The sequence below is a fragment of the Brevibacterium sp. HMSC24B04 genome, assembly GCF_001806835.1.
GTDB classification, from domain to species: Bacteria; Actinomycetota; Actinomycetes; order Actinomycetales; family Brevibacteriaceae; genus Brevibacterium; species Brevibacterium ravenspurgense.
This window is the reverse complement of record NZ_KV786100.1, coordinates 1-18,189: the sequence shown is the minus strand read 5'-3', so window position 1 is coordinate 18,189 and position 18,189 is coordinate 1. Positions and strand designations below refer to the sequence as shown.

The 18,189-nt window shown below is 63.2% G+C and carries 18 protein-coding genes; 4 read left to right on the top strand and 14 right to left on the bottom strand.

What is annotated here, in order from left to right; genetic code table 11:
- Nucleotides 1-13 precede the first annotated feature (13 nt).
- Complete coding sequence (locus HMPREF3092_RS08350; protein ID WP_070424561.1) at nt 14-1,192, top strand: heparan-alpha-glucosaminide N-acetyltransferase domain-containing protein; 1,179 nt, start codon at nt 14-16, stop codon at nt 1,190-1,192.
- A 22-nt stretch (nt 1,193-1,214) separates the two neighbouring features.
- Here HMPREF3092_RS08350 and HMPREF3092_RS08345 read toward each other — a convergent pair whose 3' ends face one another.
- Nucleotides 1,215-1,673 carry a hypothetical protein gene (locus tag HMPREF3092_RS08345; protein WP_062019539.1) on the bottom strand — a complete coding sequence of 153 codons (459 nt, stop codon included), beginning with the start codon at nt 1,671-1,673 and terminating at the stop codon, nt 1,215-1,217.
- Nucleotides 1,673-2,413 (bottom strand): 4-hydroxy-tetrahydrodipicolinate reductase, encoded by a 741-nt coding sequence (gene dapB / locus HMPREF3092_RS08340; RefSeq protein WP_083274336.1) that lies wholly within the window; start codon nt 2,411-2,413, stop codon nt 1,673-1,675. The genes HMPREF3092_RS08345 and dapB overlap by 1 nt, the downstream gene beginning before the upstream one ends.
- Nucleotides 2,414-2,477: 64 nt before the next feature.
- Here dapB and HMPREF3092_RS08335 point away from each other — a divergent pair, with 64 nt between their 5' ends.
- Nucleotides 2,478-3,971, top strand: coding sequence for a DUF1846 domain-containing protein (locus tag HMPREF3092_RS08335; RefSeq protein WP_062019537.1), 1,494 nt, complete (start codon nt 2,478-2,480; stop codon nt 3,969-3,971).
- Nucleotides 3,972-4,080: 109 nt separating this feature from the next.
- Here HMPREF3092_RS08335 and HMPREF3092_RS08330 read toward each other — a convergent pair whose 3' ends face one another.
- The 5 genes from HMPREF3092_RS08330 to rpsO form a co-directional block, all read right to left on the bottom strand.
- Complete coding sequence (locus tag HMPREF3092_RS08330; protein ID WP_061943511.1) at nt 4,081-4,707, bottom strand: superoxide dismutase; 627 nt, start codon at nt 4,705-4,707, stop codon at nt 4,081-4,083.
- 128 nt (nt 4,708-4,835) lie between these two features.
- The gene (locus tag HMPREF3092_RS08325) at nt 4,836-6,461 is read right to left on the bottom strand and encodes a thiamine pyrophosphate-binding protein (protein ID WP_070424560.1); all 1,626 of its coding nucleotides are present in this window, start codon (nt 6,459-6,461) and stop codon (nt 4,836-4,838) included.
- A 58-nt stretch (nt 6,462-6,519) separates the two neighbouring features.
- A complete protein-coding gene (locus tag HMPREF3092_RS08320) occupies nt 6,520-7,815 on the bottom strand; it encodes a M16 family metallopeptidase (RefSeq protein WP_070424559.1) in 1,296 nt (431 codons plus the stop codon).
- Nucleotides 7,816-7,823: 8 nt separating this feature from the next.
- On the bottom strand, nt 7,824-10,037 hold the full coding sequence (locus HMPREF3092_RS08315; RefSeq protein WP_070424558.1) for a polyribonucleotide nucleotidyltransferase: 2,214 nt from the start codon (nt 10,035-10,037) through the stop codon (nt 7,824-7,826).
- Between the two features lie 192 nt (nt 10,038-10,229).
- Nucleotides 10,230-10,499 carry a 30S ribosomal protein S15 gene (gene rpsO, locus HMPREF3092_RS08310; protein WP_019174870.1) on the bottom strand — a complete coding sequence of 90 codons (270 nt, stop codon included), beginning with the start codon at nt 10,497-10,499 and terminating at the stop codon, nt 10,230-10,232.
- Between the two features lie 124 nt (nt 10,500-10,623).
- Here rpsO and HMPREF3092_RS08305 point away from each other — a divergent pair, with 124 nt between their 5' ends.
- Nucleotides 10,624-11,082 (top strand): S-ribosylhomocysteine lyase, encoded by a 459-nt coding sequence (locus HMPREF3092_RS08305; RefSeq protein ID WP_070424557.1) that lies wholly within the window; start codon nt 10,624-10,626, stop codon nt 11,080-11,082.
- Nucleotides 11,082-11,825, top strand: a complete 744-nt coding sequence (gene mtnN, locus HMPREF3092_RS08300; protein WP_070424556.1) for a 5'-methylthioadenosine/S-adenosylhomocysteine nucleosidase — start codon at nt 11,082-11,084, stop codon at nt 11,823-11,825. The genes HMPREF3092_RS08305 and mtnN overlap by 1 nt, the downstream gene beginning before the upstream one ends.
- On the opposite strand, the gene HMPREF3092_RS08295 is transcribed toward mtnN, so the two are convergent.
- The 7 genes from HMPREF3092_RS08295 to infB all read right to left on the bottom strand — a co-directional run.
- A complete protein-coding gene (locus tag HMPREF3092_RS08295) occupies nt 11,754-12,737 on the bottom strand; it encodes a bifunctional riboflavin kinase/FAD synthetase (protein ID WP_070424555.1) in 984 nt (327 codons plus the stop codon). The two genes, mtnN and HMPREF3092_RS08295, sit on opposite strands and share 72 nt — an antisense overlap.
- A gap of 24 nt (nt 12,738-12,761) precedes the next feature.
- Nucleotides 12,762-13,166: a hypothetical protein gene (locus tag HMPREF3092_RS08290; RefSeq protein WP_061943496.1), complete on the bottom strand. Its 405-nt coding sequence runs from the start codon at nt 13,164-13,166 to the stop codon at nt 12,762-12,764.
- Nucleotides 13,159-13,740 carry a hypothetical protein gene (locus tag HMPREF3092_RS08285; protein WP_070424554.1) on the bottom strand — a complete coding sequence of 194 codons (582 nt, stop codon included), beginning with the start codon at nt 13,738-13,740 and terminating at the stop codon, nt 13,159-13,161. Before HMPREF3092_RS08285 ends, HMPREF3092_RS08290 begins: the two co-directional genes overlap by 8 nt.
- 67 nt (nt 13,741-13,807) lie before the next feature.
- Nucleotides 13,808-14,740 carry a tRNA pseudouridine(55) synthase TruB gene (gene truB, locus HMPREF3092_RS08280; RefSeq protein ID WP_070424553.1) on the bottom strand — a complete coding sequence of 311 codons (933 nt, stop codon included), beginning with the start codon at nt 14,738-14,740 and terminating at the stop codon, nt 13,808-13,810.
- Nucleotides 14,737-15,585 (bottom strand): VldE C-terminal domain-containing protein, encoded by an 849-nt coding sequence (locus HMPREF3092_RS08275; RefSeq protein WP_070424552.1) that lies wholly within the window; start codon nt 15,583-15,585, stop codon nt 14,737-14,739. The genes truB and HMPREF3092_RS08275 overlap by 4 nt, the downstream gene beginning before the upstream one ends.
- A gap of 102 nt (nt 15,586-15,687) precedes the next feature.
- Entirely contained in the window at nt 15,688-16,143 is a 456-nt protein-coding gene (gene rbfA, locus HMPREF3092_RS08270) for a 30S ribosome-binding factor RbfA (protein ID WP_019174862.1), read from the bottom strand.
- A gap of 23 nt (nt 16,144-16,166) precedes the next feature.
- Nucleotides 16,167-18,189: translation initiation factor IF-2 (gene infB / locus HMPREF3092_RS08265; protein ID WP_083274334.1), on the bottom strand; the 2,023-nt coding region annotated here is incomplete at its 5' end.

Sequence of the window (18,189 nt, the reverse complement as noted above, 5' to 3'; positions counted from 1 at the left end):
CAGAATCGAGCCCATGAACTCTGCGAACAGGCTCTTCCCGCCCGGGCGTCTGCAGTGGCTCGATGCGGCGCGCGGCTTGGCCCTCTTCGGGATGATCGTCACCCACATCTTCAGTCTCAGCACGGACGACCTCGAACCGACCTGGGCTGTTGTGTTCGCGGGCCGTTCCAGCGCGCTGTTCGCAGTTCTTGCTGGTTTTTCTCTGGTTCTGGCTTCGCGTTCACGGGCTCTGTCCACCCCGGGCAAAGCCATTGCAGCCGCGGTCATCCGCGGAATCATCATCTTCGCAATCGGCCTCGTGCTCGGCACTGTCAGCACTCGCCTGGCAATCATCCTGACCGTCTACGGCTTCCTGTTCATTGCCGCGTCCGTCTTGCTTCCCCTGCGCGGTCGCACACTTGCAGCACTCGCAGCCGTGTGGCTCGCAGCCTCTCCCCTCGTGTCCCACGCAGTCCGCGCCCACTGGCAGCTGGAACAGGACTTCAACGTCCCGAGCCTCGATTCGCTTTATGATCCGGCGGGCTTGCTGCAGTCAGTTGTGCTCACCGGCTATTACCCCGCGCTGCAGTGGATGAGCTACATCCTCGTGGGCATGGCGCTCGCGCATGTCCCCTGGTCACGGCAGACTGCAATAACGGCGAGCGCTGTCGGTCTGGGAACAGCGATCATGGCCTCAGCCATCTCATCCCTGCTTCTGGTGAGCCGCGGCTGGGAGGTGCTTTCCGCCTCGGCGGCTGAGGAACCGGGCCTTCTTGAACAGGCGACGACCTACGGCAACTGGGGAACCGTCCCCACCGACACCGCGTGGTGGCTGGCAGTGAACGGCCCGCACACCGGCACTCCCCCGGACCTCGTGGGAACAGCGGGAGTCGCGGTAGCGGTCATCGGGGTGTTCTGTCTGCTGTTCACCAGCTTCCCCGCGCTCGCTCCGCGTCTTCTGCTGCCGCTGACCGCCCCGGGTTCGATGGCGCTGACCGCGTATTCGCTGCACGTGGTGCTGCTCGAAATGACTGCCGGCATGGCACCAACACAGGAGTATGTGACGCACGCGCTGGTGCTCATCGGCATCGCCATGGTGTGGAAGGCGCTCATTTCGCGACGAGGCCCGTTGGAGACCGCTATCGCCGCGATTGTGCGGCTGGCAGCGCGCGGAAAGCGGACGAGGCGGGCTCAAGTCGATCGAGTCGGTTGAGGAGCGCCGAGGTTGGGCTGGATCAGCTGGATTCGCGGCGAGCGGTTCGCTCCATTGTGATGGCCTTGCGCATGGTGCTGCGGGCGCGACGGCGGTCGCCGGCTGCGTCATAGGCCATTGACAGGCGGAACCACGACCGCCAGTCATCCGGCGCTTCCTCGGCTTCGCGAGCGTAGAGCTCAAACTGTTCGTCGGCGGCTTCGCGGACAATCCGCCCACCTGGTGTGCGCGGGAGATCATCCGCTGGGAGCCCGCCTTCCTCGGCCAGCTGCTTGCCCAAACGCTCAATGCGAGCGCCGAACAGAAGCTCAACGATCAGCGCCCACGCCCCGATGATCGGCAGCACCAGCAGCGCGACCGCCAGCAGCTTCGCAACGATATTCGGTTCGCGCAGCATGATCATGCCGCGCTGCACCATAAAGATGAGGTACAGGAGCAGCAGCACCGAAATGACAGCCGCCCCGATCTTCGCTTTGGACATCAGAGGTACTTTTCCAGCCCCACCGTCAGGCCGGGATGCTGGTCGACCTTGCCGACAGCGGTGATGATGCCCGGCATAAAGGCTTCGGTCGAGTGTGAGTCCGTGCGGATGGTGAGTGCTTCGTGAGCTGAGCCGAAGTGAATTTCCTCGGAAGCATTCATGCCCAGCTGACGGACGGCGTGCACGTGAATGCCGTCGATCACGGCTCCGCGAGCACCGTGCGGGTCGTCCTCTGTTGCGTCGGGAACATCCGGCAGGCCCGCATCGCGGCGCACTGCGGCAATCCGCTGGGCGGTCGACACGGCGGTGCCGGATGGAGCGTCGAGTTTGCGCGTGTGATGGATTTCGATGACTTCCGCAGAATCGAAATAGGGCGCGGCGAGCTCGGCGAACTGCATGGCGAGAACCGCCCCAATGGAAAAGTTCGGCGCGATGAGAACACCGACGTCCGGGTGCTGCTCGGTCAGCTGTTCCAGGCGCTGCAGACGTTCGTCACTCCACCCCGTTGTGCCCACGACACAGTGGATGCCGTGGCTGACCAGAAAGTGAACATTGTCTTCCGTTGATGTGGGCACAGTGAGCTCAACGGCGACGTCCGCTCCGGCTTCCACCACGGCGGAAAGATCGTCCCCACGGCCGATCGTCGCCACCAGCTCCATGCCGTCGGCTGCTTTCACCGCTTCGACGGCGTGCGAGCCCATGCGTCCTGATGCTCCGATGACTGCGACTTTGACTGCCACGTGATTCCCTTTCTGTCGGTCAGGTCCATTTTGTCATCCCACCGCGGTGTTAATATCAAAGACCATGCAGGCTCCCCTCGGATTCGACAGCGCAGAATACATCCGCCAACAGTCAGCACACATCGCCCAGCGGCGCCGCGACATCGGCGGCAAGCTCTACCTCGAAATGGGCGGCAAGCTCTTCGACGACAATCACGCCTCACGGGTTCTGCCGGGCTTCACCCCGGACAACAAACTGGCAATGCTTGCCGAACTGAAGGACGAACTCGAAATCCTCGTCTGCGTCAGCGCGCGCGATCTCGACCGGCACAAAATCCGGGCCGACCTGGGAATCAGCTATGAGGACGACGTCCTGCGGCTGATCGACGCGTTCCGCGACGAGGGCTTCATCGTCAACAACGTCGTCATGACCCAGCTGGACGACGGCAACCTCAAAGCCCGCGAATTCATCACCAAGCTCGAACGCCTGGGGCTCACGGTCGCCCGGCACGTGACCATCCCCGGCTACCCCAGCAACACCTCGCTCATCATGAGCGAAGACGGCTTCGGCAGAAACGACTGGGTCGAAACCACTCGCGACCTCATCGTCGTCACCGGCCCCGGCCCGGGGTCGGGCAAACTCGCCACGTGCCTGTCGCAGCTCTACCTCGACAGCCAGCGCGGCATCACCTCCGGCTACGCCAAGTTTGAGACCTTTCCCATCTGGAACCTCCCCCTGGAACACCCGGTCAACTTGGCCTACGAAGCCGCAACGGCAGACCTCGATGACATCAACGTCATCGACGCCTACCACCTGCGCGCATACGGCAGGGAAGCCACGAGCTACAACCGCGACATCGAAGTCTTCCCGCTGCTGAAGGCCACCCTCGAAGAGCTCTACGGAGAATCGCCCTACCAGTCCCCGACCGACATGGGTGTGAACATGGTAGGCATGTGCATCAGCGACGACGGCGTCGTGCGGCACGCGGCCCAACAGGAAATCATCCGCCGCTACTTCACCGCGCTTGCTGACGAACGCCGAGAAAACCTCGACAACACGGTGTCGGAGCGGATCGCCGTCATCATGCGCAGAGCACAGATCACCCCGGCGGACAGGCCGATCATCGGCATCGCCCAGAACCTCGAAGCATCCACGGGGCAGCCAGCTTCGGCCATGCAGCTGCACGACGGCACCATCATCACCGGCAAAACCTCTGAACTGTTGGGCTGCTCAGCCGCCATGCTGCTCAATGCGCTCAAACACCTGGCGGGCATCGACCCGGACGTGCACCTGCTGCAGCCGGAGAACATCGAACCCATCCAGACGCTCAAAACCCAGCACCTGGGAAGCCGCAATCCCCGCCTGCACATGGACGAAGTTCTCATCGCGCTGTCGGCATCAGCTACGGCTGACCAGCACGCCGACGCCGCGCTGGCCAAGCTGAAGGACCTGCGCAGCTGCGATGTGCACACCACCACCCTCCTGGGTTCAGTGGACGAAGAGGTGTTCCGCAACCTGCAGATGCGCGTCACCTCGGACCCCAAGTACCAGCGCAAGTCGCTCTACCACAAACGCTGAGTTCAGGCAGGGCGGCCGGCAGCTTTGCCAGGAGCCGCGCTGCCCACAGAATCAGGGCACAGAAAAGGCGGGGAACACCATGTTCCCCGCCTTCTGCGTGTTGGAGCTATCAGCCCAGCAGGAGGCCTTCGCCCTGCTTGCGTGCGCGCTCGAAGCGAGCCTGGACGTCTTCCCAGTTCACAACGTTCCACCAGGCCTTGACGTAGTCAGCCTTGACGTTCTTGTAGTCGAGGTAGAAGGCGTGCTCCCACATGTCCAGCTGCAGCAGCGGGACGTAGCCCATCTGCACGTTGCCCTGCTGGTCGTAGAGCTGCTCAATGGTGAGCGCCTGACCCAGCAGGTCCCAGCCGAGAACAGCCCAGCCGGAGCCCTGGATGCTGGTTGCAACAGCTTCGAAGTGTCCGCGGAACTTGTCGAAGTCGCCGAAGGCGTCGTCGAGAGCGGCAGCGAGTTCGCCGGTCGGCTTGTCGCCGCCGTCCGGGGACATGTTGTTCCAGAAGATCGAGTGGTTGACGTGGCCGCCGAGGTTGAAGGAGAGATCCTTCGAAGCCTTGGCTGCGGCTGCGAAGTCACCCTTGTCGCGTGCTTCAGCCTGCTGTTCAAGAGCAGTGTTCACACCGTTGACGTAGGTCTGGTGGTGCTTGCTGTGGTGCAGTTCCATGATCTGGGCCGAGATGTGCGGCTCCAGAGCTGCGTAGTCGTAGGAAAGGTCGGGAAGATCGTACTTGACGGTCATGTCTTCCTCCTAAGAAGTCAATGAGCGACGTCTGTCGCTATCGCTTTCGAGCCTATCGAAGCTCGTCACCGGCTACAACGGGGGATGCCCAGCCGGTTATTCCAGATGGCAGGGCACCCCGACTGTGCTCATTTGCCGAACTGCGGGTTATTGACCAGGTAGTCGGCTGTCGGTGAGTGTTCGTCCATGAGGAACAGACGCGGTGCCTGCGCCTTGCGCGCCTCGGCAAGACCGGCTGCCAGCTCGGCTGCATCCGTGACTTTCTGCGCCTCCATGCCAAGCGAGCGCGCCAGCGCGACGAAGTCCGGGCGTCCCAGTGCTACGGCTGTCGGTTCGTCGCCGCGTTCGAGCATTTCACGGGCGATCTCGCCATAGCCGCCGTTGTCCACAATGATGAACGACACGGCCAGCTGGTGCTCTACCGCGGCCATGAGCTCCTGGATGGTGAACATCGATCCGCCGTCGCCGGCCACTGCGATGACGTCTTCGTCGGGGCGGGCGAACTTCGCGCCGATGCCCGCCGGCAGGCTGTAGCCGAGTGTGCCGCCGCCGGCCGGGTACAGGTAACGATCACCCTCACGCAGCTGAACGCCCAGCTGCAGGCCGTAGTAGCAGGACATCGACGAATCGCCCACGAGCGTCAGCGGTCCGTCAATCGTCTTCCGGTGTGTGTTGATGGCTTCGGTCAGAGCCGCAAACGGCTTGTGCCATTCGGCGCGTTCAGCTTCGATTTCCTCAGCCAGCGGAGCCGACCACAGTTCGCCTTCGGCACGCTGCCCGCCGAGCTTGTCAACCAGTGCTTCCACCGCGTCTTCAGCACGCGCCAGCAGCGGATGCGAAGGCGAGGCGTTTGTGATCATGGCGCGCTGGTCGATATCGATGCGAACAATTGTTTCGGGCAGTCGCATACTGGGGTCCCAGAACTCACTCGGGGCGAGCTCGGTGCCGATCGCGATGAGCGCGTCCGCCTGCCCCAGCAGGGTGTGGAATGCTGCCAGACCGCCGATGGCGCCAACCCGGTTGGGCGATTCGAGAACACCCATTCCAGCGGTCGTTTCGACAATAGGGGCGCCCAGAACCTCCGCGAGCTGCGCTGTGGCCCGACCGGCGCCTCGGGAGCCTCCCCCGGCAATGAGCAGCGGCTTCTTCGCGGAGCGAAGAGCCTGGGCCGCAGATTCCAGAACAGCCTCGTCCAGCGGCAGCCGGACATCTGTGGACACCGGCAGCACCGGTGTGTGCGGGCCCTCCTCTTCGATGACGTCCAGTGGGATTTCCAGGTAGACGGGCTTGTTGCGACCCGTCGTCATCGTCGCGAACGCGTGGGCGACCGCTTGCGGGATCTCGCTTGGCGCAGTCACCCGAACCGACGATTCGACAATGGAGTCAAAAACACCCGACTGTGAGCGGACCTCGTGCAGAAGGCCATTGCCCAGACCCGGGTGACGCACGGGAACACCCGGGCTGATCAGCAGCACCGGCACGGAGTCTGAATGCGCCTGCAGCATGGCCGCGGCCGCGTTGAGTGCAGCCGGGCCGGTCGTGGTGATGAGTACGGATGGTTTGCCGGAAACACGCGCAGAACCATCGGCCGCATAGCCTCCGCCCTGTTCGTGCCGCGGTGTGATGATGCGAATGCCCTCGCTGTGCAGACCCGCGAAGATTTCAAGATTGTGCGTCCCCGGGATTCCGAAGACCTGTTCAATGCCGTGCGCTTTGAGAGCCGCGGCAAGCTGGCGTCCGCCGGTGGTGTTCATCGTGGTCCTTTCGCTCGGTGGCGTCGAGTACACAGAATGCAGTCGGTGGGGTGGAGTGTCAGAAGTCCAGGTCGTCACGCGGGCCGACGGTGGCCATGGCCCATTCCTGTCCGAACAGGCGCGCGGCAAGCTCCCGCATATCTTCCGGGGTGACGGAACGGGTGCGCTCGACGATTTCGTCAGTCGTCAGAAGCGGCTGGCCGGTCAGTTCGCTGCGGCCCAAACGGTTCATCCGAACCGCCGAGCTTTCCATGGCGAGCACCGCGGATGCCGCACTCGCAGAGGCAGTGTCTGCCACCTCGGCAGGGGTCGGTCCGTTTTCGGCCAGTTCTGCGCACTCCGCACGGATGAGCCGCAGAACCTCCGGCGCATCTTCCGGTGCGCACCCGGCGTAGATTCCGAAGTCGCCGATGTCGCTGAACTGAGAGCCCGCGCAGTGCACCGAATAGGCCAGGCCCCGGTCTTCGCGGATGCTCTGGAACAGGCGCGAGGACATTCCGCCGCCCAGAAGCATCTGCAGGACTGCAAGCGTGAAGCGGTCCGGGTGCCCCAGGTGCAGGCCTTGGACACCCGTGAGCAGCACCTGCTGTTCGGTCGGCTTCACCAGGCCGCCGCGGTCGGCGTGGAACACGGGAGCCGGTTCGGCTGCGGCACTCGAGGTGTCGCCAACCGGGTCCGAGGTGCCGCCCACCTCAGCAGGCAGGTGCTCGGCTGCGCGCCGGCACGCCTCGACAACAGCTTCGTGTTCCGCTCCCCCGGCGGCCGCAATGACGATCCGCGGTCCCGTGTAGGCGTACGCGTAGTGGTCAACGAGTTCGCTGTGGTCCAGCTGCGCGATGCGCTGCTTTGTGGCGCCCACGGGACGGCCCAGGCCGGAACCGCGGTAGATGATCGAATCGTAGTGTTCGTAAAGAACATCAACCGGGTCATCAGCAGCCATCGCGAGTTCGTCGATGATGACTTTGCGTTCGCGTTCGAACTCCACCGGGTCCAGAAGCGAATTGAACACCATGTCGCACAGCACTTCGGCAGCGCGATCGAGGTCGTCGATGAGGCAGCGGGCGTAGTAGGCGGTGTACTCCTTTGCGGTCACCGCGTTGGCTTCCCCGCCGAGCCTGTCGAATTCCCGCGCGATGTCCTTCGCGGTGCGCTGCCGGGTTCCTTTGAACAGCATGTGCTCAAGGAAGTGGGTGGAGCCGGCCGTGTCGTCGGTTTCGCTGCGTGAGCCCGAGCCGATCCAGATGCCGAAGGTCTCCGAGCCCAAGCCCGGCATTGTTTCGGTGATGATGCGAATACCAGACGGGAGGACAGTGCGGGCTACCGCACTGTCCTCCCGGTGAAGAGGTTCAGTCAAGGGTGAGGTCAGTCCTCGTCGGACGACTGCTCTTCGTCGACAACCGGAACCAGCGACAGCTTGCCGCGGTCGTCGATCTTCGAGATCTCAACCTGGATGGGCTGACCCACGCCGACAACGTCTTCGACGTCGTCAACGCGCTTGCCGCCATTGAGCTTGCGCAGCTCGGAGATGTGCAGCAGCCCGTCCTTGCCAGGGCTGAGCGACACGAAGGCGCCGAAGCTCATGAGCTTCACAACGGTGCCCAGGTAGCGTTCGCCGACTTCCGGAACCTGCGGGTTGGCGATCGCGTTGATGGCGTCGCGAGCAGCTTCAGCAGACGGGCCGTCGGTTGAGCCGATCAGAACGGTGCCGTCGTCTTCGACCGAGATTTCCGCACCGGTGTCTTCCTGGATCTGGTTGATCATCTTGCCCTTGGGGCCGATGACCTCGCCGATCTTGTCAACCGGGATGACGACCGACAGGATGCGCGGAGCGGTTGGAGCCATTTCGGCAGCCGGCCCGTCGATGGCTTCGCTCATGACATCGAGGATCGCGTGGCGGGCTTCCTTGGCCTGCTTCAGTGCGGCACCGAGCACGGAGGCCGGCAGGCCGTCGAGCTTGGTGTCCAGCTGGATGGCGGTGATGAAGTCTTCGGTTCCGGCGACCTTGAAGTCCATGTCGCCGAAGGCGTCTTCAGCGCCGAGGATGTCGGTCAGTGCGGCGTAGGCGCGCTGCGGGCCCGATTCGGTTTCGATGATGTCCGAGACCAGGCCCATGGCGATGCCTGCCACGGGTGCGCGCAGCGGCACACCGGCTGCCTGCAGCGACAGGGTCGAAGCACAGACCGAGCCCATCGAGGTCGAGCCGTTCGAGCCGAGAGCCTCCGACACCTGGCGGATGGCGTAGGGGAACTCCTCGCGGCTGGGCAGAACCGGCACAAGAGCCCGCTCTGCGAGAGCACCGTGGCCGATTTCGCGGCGCTTGGGGCTTCCGACGCGGCCGGTTTCACCGGTCGAGTACGGCGGGAAGTTGTAGTGGTGCATGTAGCGCTTGGAGGTTTCCGGCGCCAGCGAGTCGATCTGCTGCTCCATCTTGAGCATGTTGAGGGTCGAAACCCCGAGGATCTGGGTTTCGCCGCGCTCGAACAGTGCCGAACCGTGCACGCGGGGCAGAACATCAACATTGGCCGACAGCGGACGGATGTCCTTCAGACCACGGCCGTCGATGCGCACCTGTTCGGTGAGGATGCGCTGGCGGATGATGTCCTTCGTAATCGCGTTGAGGGCGCCTGCGATTTCAGCTTCGCGGCCTTCGAACTTTTCGCCCAGCTGTTCGTAGAGGTCGTCCAGCAGAGCGTCAGCTGCGGCTTCGCGCTCCTGCTTGTCGGCGATCTGGAAGTTCTTGGCCTGCCTGTCGTAGGCGGCTTCCTTCACAGCGTCGTAGACGTCGTCTTCGTAGGCCTTGAAGATGGGGAACTCGGCAACCGGCTTGGCGGCCTTTTCAGCGAGTTCTTCCTGTGCGCGAACAAGTTCGCGGATGAAGGGCTTAGCGGCTTCCAGACCGGCTGCCACAACTTCTTCCGTGGGCTTCTGGCCACCGGCCTTGATGAGGTCCCAGGCCTGTTCGCCGGCTTCGGCTTCGACCATCATGATGGCCACGTCACCGTCGACCACGCGACCGGCAACAGCCATGTTGAAGACAGCGTCCTTCAGCTGCGAGTGGTTGGGGAACGCAACCCACTGGTCTTCGATGAGCGCAATGCGCACACCGCCGATGGGGCCGGAGAACGGCAGTCCGCCCAGCTGGGTGGACATGGAGGCCGCGTTGATGGCCAGGGTGTCGTAGATGTGGTCGGGGTTGATCGACATGACCGTGACGACCACCTGGACTTCGTTGCGCAGGCCCTTGACGAAGGACGGCCGCAGCGGGCGGTCAATCAGACGGCACGCGAGGATCGCGTCGGTGGTGGGACGGCCTTCGCGGCGGAAGAACGAACCGGGGATCTTGCCGGCGGCGTACTGGCGCTCTTCGACGTCGACGGTCAGCGGGAAGAAGTCAAAGCCTTCGCGCGGGTTCTTGCTGGCGGTCGTGGTCGACAGCAGCATGGTGTCGTCGTCGAGGTAGGCAACGGCTGAACCGCTGGCCTGCTTGGCCAGACGGCCCGTTTCGAAGCGCACCGTGTGCGAACCGAAGCGCCCATTGTCAATGTGGGCAACTGAGGAATAAGGGTGAATACCCAAAAGAGTCTCCGTTCATAGGGGATGACTGAAAGCGTCCCCGCACCCGGTGCTCGATCGAAGCCCACGCACACTCTCTGTTGCGGAGGCCACTGTCGATCACCGGCAGAATGCGGGCTTGGACACCGCTCAGTGTATCAAGCACAACGGCCCGCCTGCGGGATGCAGGCGGGCCGTTGAGTGAAGATCAGATGATCAGCGGCGAAGACCGAGCTTCGCGATGAGCGCACGGTAGCGCTCAATGTCGGTTTCAGCGAGGTACTTGAGCATACGACGACGCTGACCGACCAGCAGGAGCAGACCGCGACGCGAGTGGTGGTCGTGCTTGTGCTCCTTGAAGTGTTCGGTGAGGTCCTTGATACGGCGGCTCATGACGGCGATCTGAACTTCCGGGGAACCGGTGTCGCCTTCGTGGGTCGCGTATTCCTTGATGATTTCCTGCTTAACGGACTTGTCAAGTGCCATGCGGTTCTCCTTCAGAAATCGCTGCGCGGCGCACTCGCCTGGTGCGAATGCCCTATCAGACCGCGGCCGGCAAAACGGCAGAGACCACCTTAACACGCCCGCACCCCTCTGCGATAATCGAGCCATGGACACCACAAACGTAGAATCCTTCAGCCTCGATCACACAGCTGTCGCCGCACCCTATGTGCGCGTTGCCGACCGCACGGAGTTCCCCGGCGGAGTCGAACTCATCAAGTACGACGTCCGATTCTGCCAGCCCAACAAAGAACACCTCGACATGGCCGCCGTCCACTCGATTGAGCACATGACGGCACACCACATGCGCAACCACACCGACGGCCTCGTCGACTTCTCCCCCATGGGCTGCCAGACCGGCTTCTACGCTTTGACCAACGGCATCGAACCGGCGGAGTTCCTGCCGATCCTGGAAAAGGCCTTCAACGACCTCCTGGAAGCCGAAGCTGTTCCCGCCGCAAATGAAACGCAGTGCGGCTGGGCGGCAAGCCACTCCCTTGAAGGCGCTAAGACCGCTGTGCGCGACTTCCTCGCCAAGCGCGGCGAATGGGATCAGGTGTTCGCCTGATGGTCCCCGGCCAGCTGCCCAGCGGCCTCGTTGTCATCCAGGTGGCGATGGACCAGGAGGCCGCACCCTTCTTGGCCGCAGCCGAAAGCCGTGAGCACCTGCGGACACTCGGCCCGGCAGATTTTCACGGACTGAAGTTCGACTTCGGACCCGCTGTTCTCATTCGCAGCGGAATCGGCCTAGCGAACGCAACCACCGCAACAACACAGGCAGCCATGCTGTACGAACCGCGCGCTGTCATTTCCGCAGGGTCAGCCGGCGGCGTCGGAGAGGACATCGCAATTGCCGATGTGGTGATTGCCGACAGCGTGCGCTTCCACGACTCCGACGCAACCGCATTCGGCTACGAACCCGGCCAGGTGCCTGACATGCCCGCCGCCTACCCTGCAGACGCCCGACTGCTTGCCGCTGGGCGGCAGTGGGCCGCAGAGAATACCCGGGTGAAGTTCGGCGAGGCCCTGTCAGGCGCCTCGTTCATCACGGAGGCCAACATCGGCCACATGCGGCAGACGTTCCCCGCGGCACTGAGCACGGACATGGAAACCGCGGCCATCGCACAGACGGCGCATACCTTCGGCGTTCCGTTCGGTGCAGTGCGCGCGATCTCAGACCTGTGCGGCCCGAAGGCCGGCGATGACTTTTCGCTCAGCCTCGACGAGGCTGCCGAAATGTCAGCCGAGGCGACCCTCGGACTGCTCCGGGCATTCAATGCCCAGGGCGGCGCAGATGTCGCGGACGTCTAGGGCGATCTGCTCAATCAGCTGGTCGAGGCCGTTGAAGACGACCTGACCGCGAATGCGGTGGGTGAATTCGACTTCGGCCTCGTCCCCGTAGACGTCGAGGTCTGCGAAGTCGACACCGATGATGTGCGCTTCCACGCGCCGGTCATCACCGTAGAACGTGGGGTTAGAGCCCACGGATATTGCCGTGGGCAGGCGCTCTCCGCCGTTGAAGCGAGTCCAGCCGGCGTACACGCCGTCGGCCGGAATCATGCCGTCGACCAATCCGAGGTTGGCAGTCGGGAAGCCGAGTTCGCGGCCTCGGGCGTTGCCGTGGACGACGGTTCCCGTCACCGAATGGGGTTCCCCCAGGATGTGGGCTGCCGCCGTGACATCACCAGCGTCGATGAGCGAGCGGACTTCTGTCGATGAGTAGCGTCCGCCGTCGTCGCCGAGGTCGTCAAGGCCGATGACGGTGTCGATCCCGCATTCCCTGCCATAGGTGCGCAGAGTATTGAGGTCTCCGGAGTTTCCGCGGCCGAAGCGGACATCGCTGCCGACGACAACCGCACTGGCGTGCATGTGGCCCACGAGGTAATCGCGGATGAACTCCTCTGGGCTCGCCTGCGCGAAGTCGAGGGTGTAGTACTGAACGAGAACGGCATCGACGCCGGTTTCGGCGATCTTGTCGAGCTTCTCGTCAAGTCCCATGATGAGCTTCGGGGCGTGCTCGGGACTGTGCACGGCCGCCGGGTGAGGATCGAAAGTCAGAACGACGGCGGGAACTGCGAGTCGTTTCGCCGTGGCAACGAGTTCACCCAGCACCAGCCGGTGGCCGCGGTGAACACCGTCGAAATTGCCGATCGTCACGGCGTTGGCCGCCTGCAGGCGCTTAGGCCCGGCAGCGAACTCTGCTGTCGACCGGAAAATCTCCACGACGCTCCTTATGTTTGGGACGGGCTAAGCGTAGCGCACAAGAAACCGGGCTGCTTCACCCAGCACACCGGCCACTGCCAGCGACGCAAGGCTGCCGATGATGAACCTCTCCCCCGCCGCGCGGGACGCACGCAGCTCAGGAAAGCGTCCGAGCCCTTTGAGCGCGACGATGACGGCAAGAACCTCGTGCTGCCCCAGCGCAATGGCAACCGCCGCAGTGAACCTTTCGAGCAGACCGATCCACAGTCCCCCGCGGAGCAGACCAGGAGAGTCGATAGCGGGGGCGTCCTGCACCGCAGGCTCCTGCTTGATGTCCAACGCCGGCTTTTCCCGCCTGCTCGCGGCGGCTCGCAGAATGAGGGACGTCACGGGCCAGCCGATCAGTGAGGCCGCGAGTCCAGCGGCCAAAGCAGCCACCAGTTCAAGCATCGTGGCGTCCGTTCTCTTCGTTGAGCAGCAGCTCCAGCTGCATCATTCCCTCTTCAACGGCCGCGGCTCTGGATGCCCGCAGCGAGTCAGACACCGCCTGCTGCGAGATCTGCAGCTGTTCGGCAACCTGACGCTGAGTGTGGCTGCGGGCCAAGGAAAGAACTTCCCACTGCCTGTCACTTGCCTTCTCAATCCAGTATCCGGTCAAGCCGGCAAGCGTCTGCGCGGGCTCTACCGCTCCAGCGGGTGAGCACACGGCGATTTCCTGCCAGCGCTTTTTGGCGGTCTCAACGGCGCAGCGGGCGGCGAGAAACGCATCACCCCTTGAGGCTGAAGGTGTTTCTGCAAGCTCGGCGGAACCGATGCCGATTCCGACAGACCAACGCCCGCTGCGGAGAATAACCTCGAGTGCAGCAAGCACATCCGCCCCGGTGGCGAACACGCCCTGCACTTCATCCCCCACTGTCCGTTCAAAAGGCAGGACAGCTGAACACTCCGACGCAGCGGCCAACAAGGCCGGCACTCGGTCGGGTTCACTGCGCGAATCACGCTGATCGGCGTTGATGACGAACATAGAGACAGTATTTCAGCAAAGCAGCGTGCGAACAAGCAAAATAACTTGTTTTTTGTTTTACAAGTGCTTACTGCTTGTAATCTTCGAGCGAGGTGGTGCCCACCGCAATCTTCCACGCACCCTGCCGCGGCTCGACAACACCAACGAGCCTGCCGTCGGCAATTGCCGCACACCTGTCGGCGCTCGGATCGGCTTCGGGAATAGGCAGAAACCGCCCCTGCAGAAGACCACGCGCAACCTGCGCATCGACCTTCACTGCGGGCATGAGCCCAGCCGCACCCGAACCGAGGTCGATCAGCTCAGCGGGCGGCACCTCGTCAACCTGCCCCCGCTCTGGAAGCTCGTGGGCGTCATCAACGGAAAAAGGACCGATCCTCGTCCGGCGCAGAGCGGTCAGGTGCCCGTACACACCGAGGTCCTCGCCGATGTCACGAGCCAGGGCGCGAATGTAGGTGCCGGTGGAGCAGTCGACAGAGACATCGACGTCGATATGCGTTTCAGCGCGGCGAATATCGTGAATGTCGAAGCGAGAAACAGTCACCGAACGGGCTTTGAGCTGGACGTCTTCACCGGCGCGCACAAGCTCATAGGCCTTTTTGCCTTCGATCTTCACGGCAGAAACAGCCGACGGCACCTGCTCAATGCTGCCTGTCTGCTTTGCCACGGCTTCCCGAATCTCAGCTTCGGTCAGCCCCGCCAAAACGGCCGGGTCGGCAAAACGATCGGGCGATGAGTCCGCATCGTCACTGGGCGTTGACGAGCCCAAGCGCATGGTGGCGGTGTAGGTTTTATCAGCCCCGACCACATAGGTCAGAAGCTTGGTCCCCTGCCCCAGACCAAGCACAAGAAGGCCCGTTGCCATGGGGTCAAGGGTGCCGGCGTGCCCCACCTTGCGGGTGCCGTACCAGCGACGGGTGCGCGAAACGGCGTCGTGACTGGTGATCCCACCAGGCTTGTCTATCAGCAGAAGCCCGGTGGGAGCAGAAGAGGATTTCGTCACTTCACAGAAATGTGGACGTGGTCAAAGTGGTTCGCGGTCGCGCTTCCGCGGTTTTCCATCTGCTTCCAACCGCGTCCGGGCATCCAGATTCGCTGCTCCCAGATGATGTACTTGATGTTGAGCTGCGAGGAGTTCTTGATCAGGTAGTTCGAAATGGCGTCGCCGGTCGAACCGGTGATCATAACGTCCACGGCGTTGCCCGTGTGGTGATCCGAACCGGGGTCATTGCGGCGGCCGCCATAGGACTTCACCTGCGGGAACTGGGCGCAGACCGCACGGTAAGCGGAAATCGCGTTGGGGGTGAGTCCGCTTTCAATAGACGAGGACACCGAGCACTTTGCGCCGGACACATTGCCCGAAGCCGCTGCGGCACCAGCAGAAGAGGACTTGCTGTCAGACGAGGAGCCGCTGCCGGAAGCACCGGATGCGGAGCCGTTCGAGGACGCTGCACCGGAGCCGGCCGAACCGTCGGTGTTTTCCTCAACAGGTTCGGCAAGAGAGACCGCGCCGGCCTTGACCGACTTTTCGGCGTCCTTGGGAGCCTTGGGCGAAACGACGTCGGCTTCCGGGGCGAGCTTCGACGCGAAAGCTGCGGTGTCATCTTCGCCTGCACCGTTGTTGGTCATAACGGCGGCCGATGTTGCAATTGCAGCACTTGCTGCAACGGGGACGGCAATAGCCGAAAGAACCGGGCGGCGGTTGACCTTCGCGAGGATCCCCGTGGAGGTCAGGGTTTCTGCTTCGCCGCGGGCGGAACGGCGGCCGGGCTGCGACGGGCGAAGCGCTCCAAGAAGATCAGCGACGTCAGCGAAAGCGCTCTTCTTAGGTGCTGAGTGTCTACCCACTGATGTTTCCAATCCTTAATGAACGTTACCGAAGCTTTATAAAGCATAGGGGGCGGCTGTGCACAATGCAAAGCCGCCCCCTACGAGTTTCGTCACATCCGGTCAGGCGTCGAAGTCGAAGTCCTCGTTCGGCTTTCGTTCCCTGGGCTTCCGGTAGGGGTCTTCGTCCCCTGCCGGAACCGCTCCCTTGGATGCGGCCGCGATTTCAGCATCGCGCGCCTGGGCCTTCGCCAGGAGGTTTTCGATGTCCTCAGCTGCCTGCGGTACAGCGTCCGCCGTGAACTCAAGAGTCGGGGTCAGTCGGATGCCCAGGCCCTTGCCCACTTCGGAGCGGATGAGACCGCGTGCCGATTCCAGCGCCGCCTGCGTTGAGGCCAGCTGTTCGTCGTCACCGAAGACCGTATAGAACACAGTTGCGTTCTGCAGGTCGCCGGTCACCCGAACATCGGTGATCGTGATGAAGCCCAGCCGCGGGTCCTTGACCCGCTTTTCGAGGGTTTCGGCCACGATGACCTTGATCCTGTCGGCAATCTTGCGTGCGCGTGTGGGATCGCTCATGTCAGAGTCTCCTTACTCGAGCCTCAGTCGCGGGGCTTTTCCTGCATCTCGAAGGCTTCGAGGATGTCGCCTTCGCGAATGTCATTGAACTTGCCCAGACCGATACCGCATTCGTAGCCGTCGCGGACTTCCGTGACGTCGTCCTTGAAGCGGCGCAGCGATTCGACAGCGAGGTTGTCGCCGATGACGACACCGTCGCGGGTCAGGCGCACCTTGGCATTGCGCTTGATAACACCGTCGCGAACGATCGAACCGGCGATGTTGCCGAACTTCGACGAGCGGAACACTTCGCGGATCTCGGCCGATCCGATGTGCACCTCTTCGTATTCCGGCTTGAGCATGCCCTTCAGCGCTGCTTCGATGTCGTCGATCGCGTCGTAGATCACCGAGTAGTAGCGAACGTCGACGCCTTCGGCATCCGCGAGGTCGCGAGCATTGGCCTCGGGACGGACGTTGAAGCCGATGACGATTGCGTTGTCAACAGTTGCGAGGTTGATGTCGTTCTCGGTGATCGCACCAACACCACGGTGAATGATTCGCAGGCCGACTTCGTCGCCGTCGCCGACTTCGATGTTGAGCAGCGAGTCTTCGAGGGCTTCGACAGCACCCGACACATCACCCTTGAGGATGAGGTTGAGCATGTCGATCTTGCCCTCTTCGATTGCCTTCGTGAAGTCTTCGAGGCTGATGCGCTTGCGGCTGCGCGCGGCTGCCGCGTTGCGTTCAAGAGCATCGCGCTTCTCGGCGATCTGACGGGCGGTGCGGTCGTCGCTGACGACCATGAAGGAATCGCCAGCGCGCGGCACGCTCGACAGGCCGAGCACCTGCACGGGGCGCGACGGGCCGGCTTCTTCGACCGTGTTGCCGTTTTCGTCGAACATGGCGCGAACGCGTCCGTGGCTGGAGCCGCAGACAATCGCGTCGCCCTGACGCAGCGTTCCAGAGTCGACCAGCACGGTCGCAACTGCACCGCGACCGCGGTCGAGCTTCGCTTCGATTGCGACACCGCGGGCTTCGCGGTCAGGGTTGGCCTGCAGGTCAAGTGCCGCATCGGTGGTCAGCAGAACGGATTCGAGCAGTTCGTCAATGCCCGTGCCCTGCTTAGCCGAGATCTTCACGAACATCGTGTCACCGCCATACTCTTCGGCGATGAGGTTGTACTCGGTCAGCTGCTGCATGACCTTGTCCGGGTTGGCTTCGGGCTTGTCGACCTTGTTGACCGCCACGACGATCGGCACGCCGGCAGACTGCGCGTGGTTGAGCGCTTCAATCGTCTGCGGCATGACGCCGTCATCGGCTGCCACGACGAGGACTGCGACGTCGGTGGCCTTCGCACCGCGAGCACGCATAGCCGTGAAGGCTTCGTGACCCGGGGTGTCGAGGAAGGTCATCTTGCGCTCTTCGCCTTCGTGGTCGACCGTCACCTGGTAAGCACCGATGTGCTGGGTGATGCCGCCGGATTCGCGGTCGATGACGTTGGTCTTGCGGATAGCGTCCAGCGTGCGGGTCTTACCGTGGTCGACGTGACCCATGACGGTGACGACCGGCGGGCGCGGCTGCAGGAGGTCGTCGTCTTCGTCTTCGAGCTCTTCGGCTTCGAGGTCGTAGCCGAAGCTTTCGAGCAGTTCGCGGTCTTCGTCTTCGGGCGACACAATTTCGATCTTGTAGCCGAGCTCTTCGCCCAGCACCTTGAACGTGTCTTCGTCCAGCGACTGCGTAATCGTCGCCATTTCGCCCAGGTGGAACAGGATTGTCACCAGGTTTGTGGGGTCGGTTTCGATCCGCTCGGCGAAGTCCGCCAGCGAAGCACCGCGGCGCAGGCGCAGCGGCGTCGAACCGTCACCGCGAGGAACCTTGACACCGCCGACCGACGGTGCCTGCATTTCCTCCATTTCCTGACGCTTTGCCCTCTTGGACTTGCGACGGCGACCGGAAGGTCCGCCGCGTCCGAAAGCACCCTGTGTGCCGCCGCGACCGGGACCGCGACGACCTCCGCCGGGACGACCGCCGCCGCGCGGAGGTCCGCCGGGACGACCGCCGCCGGGC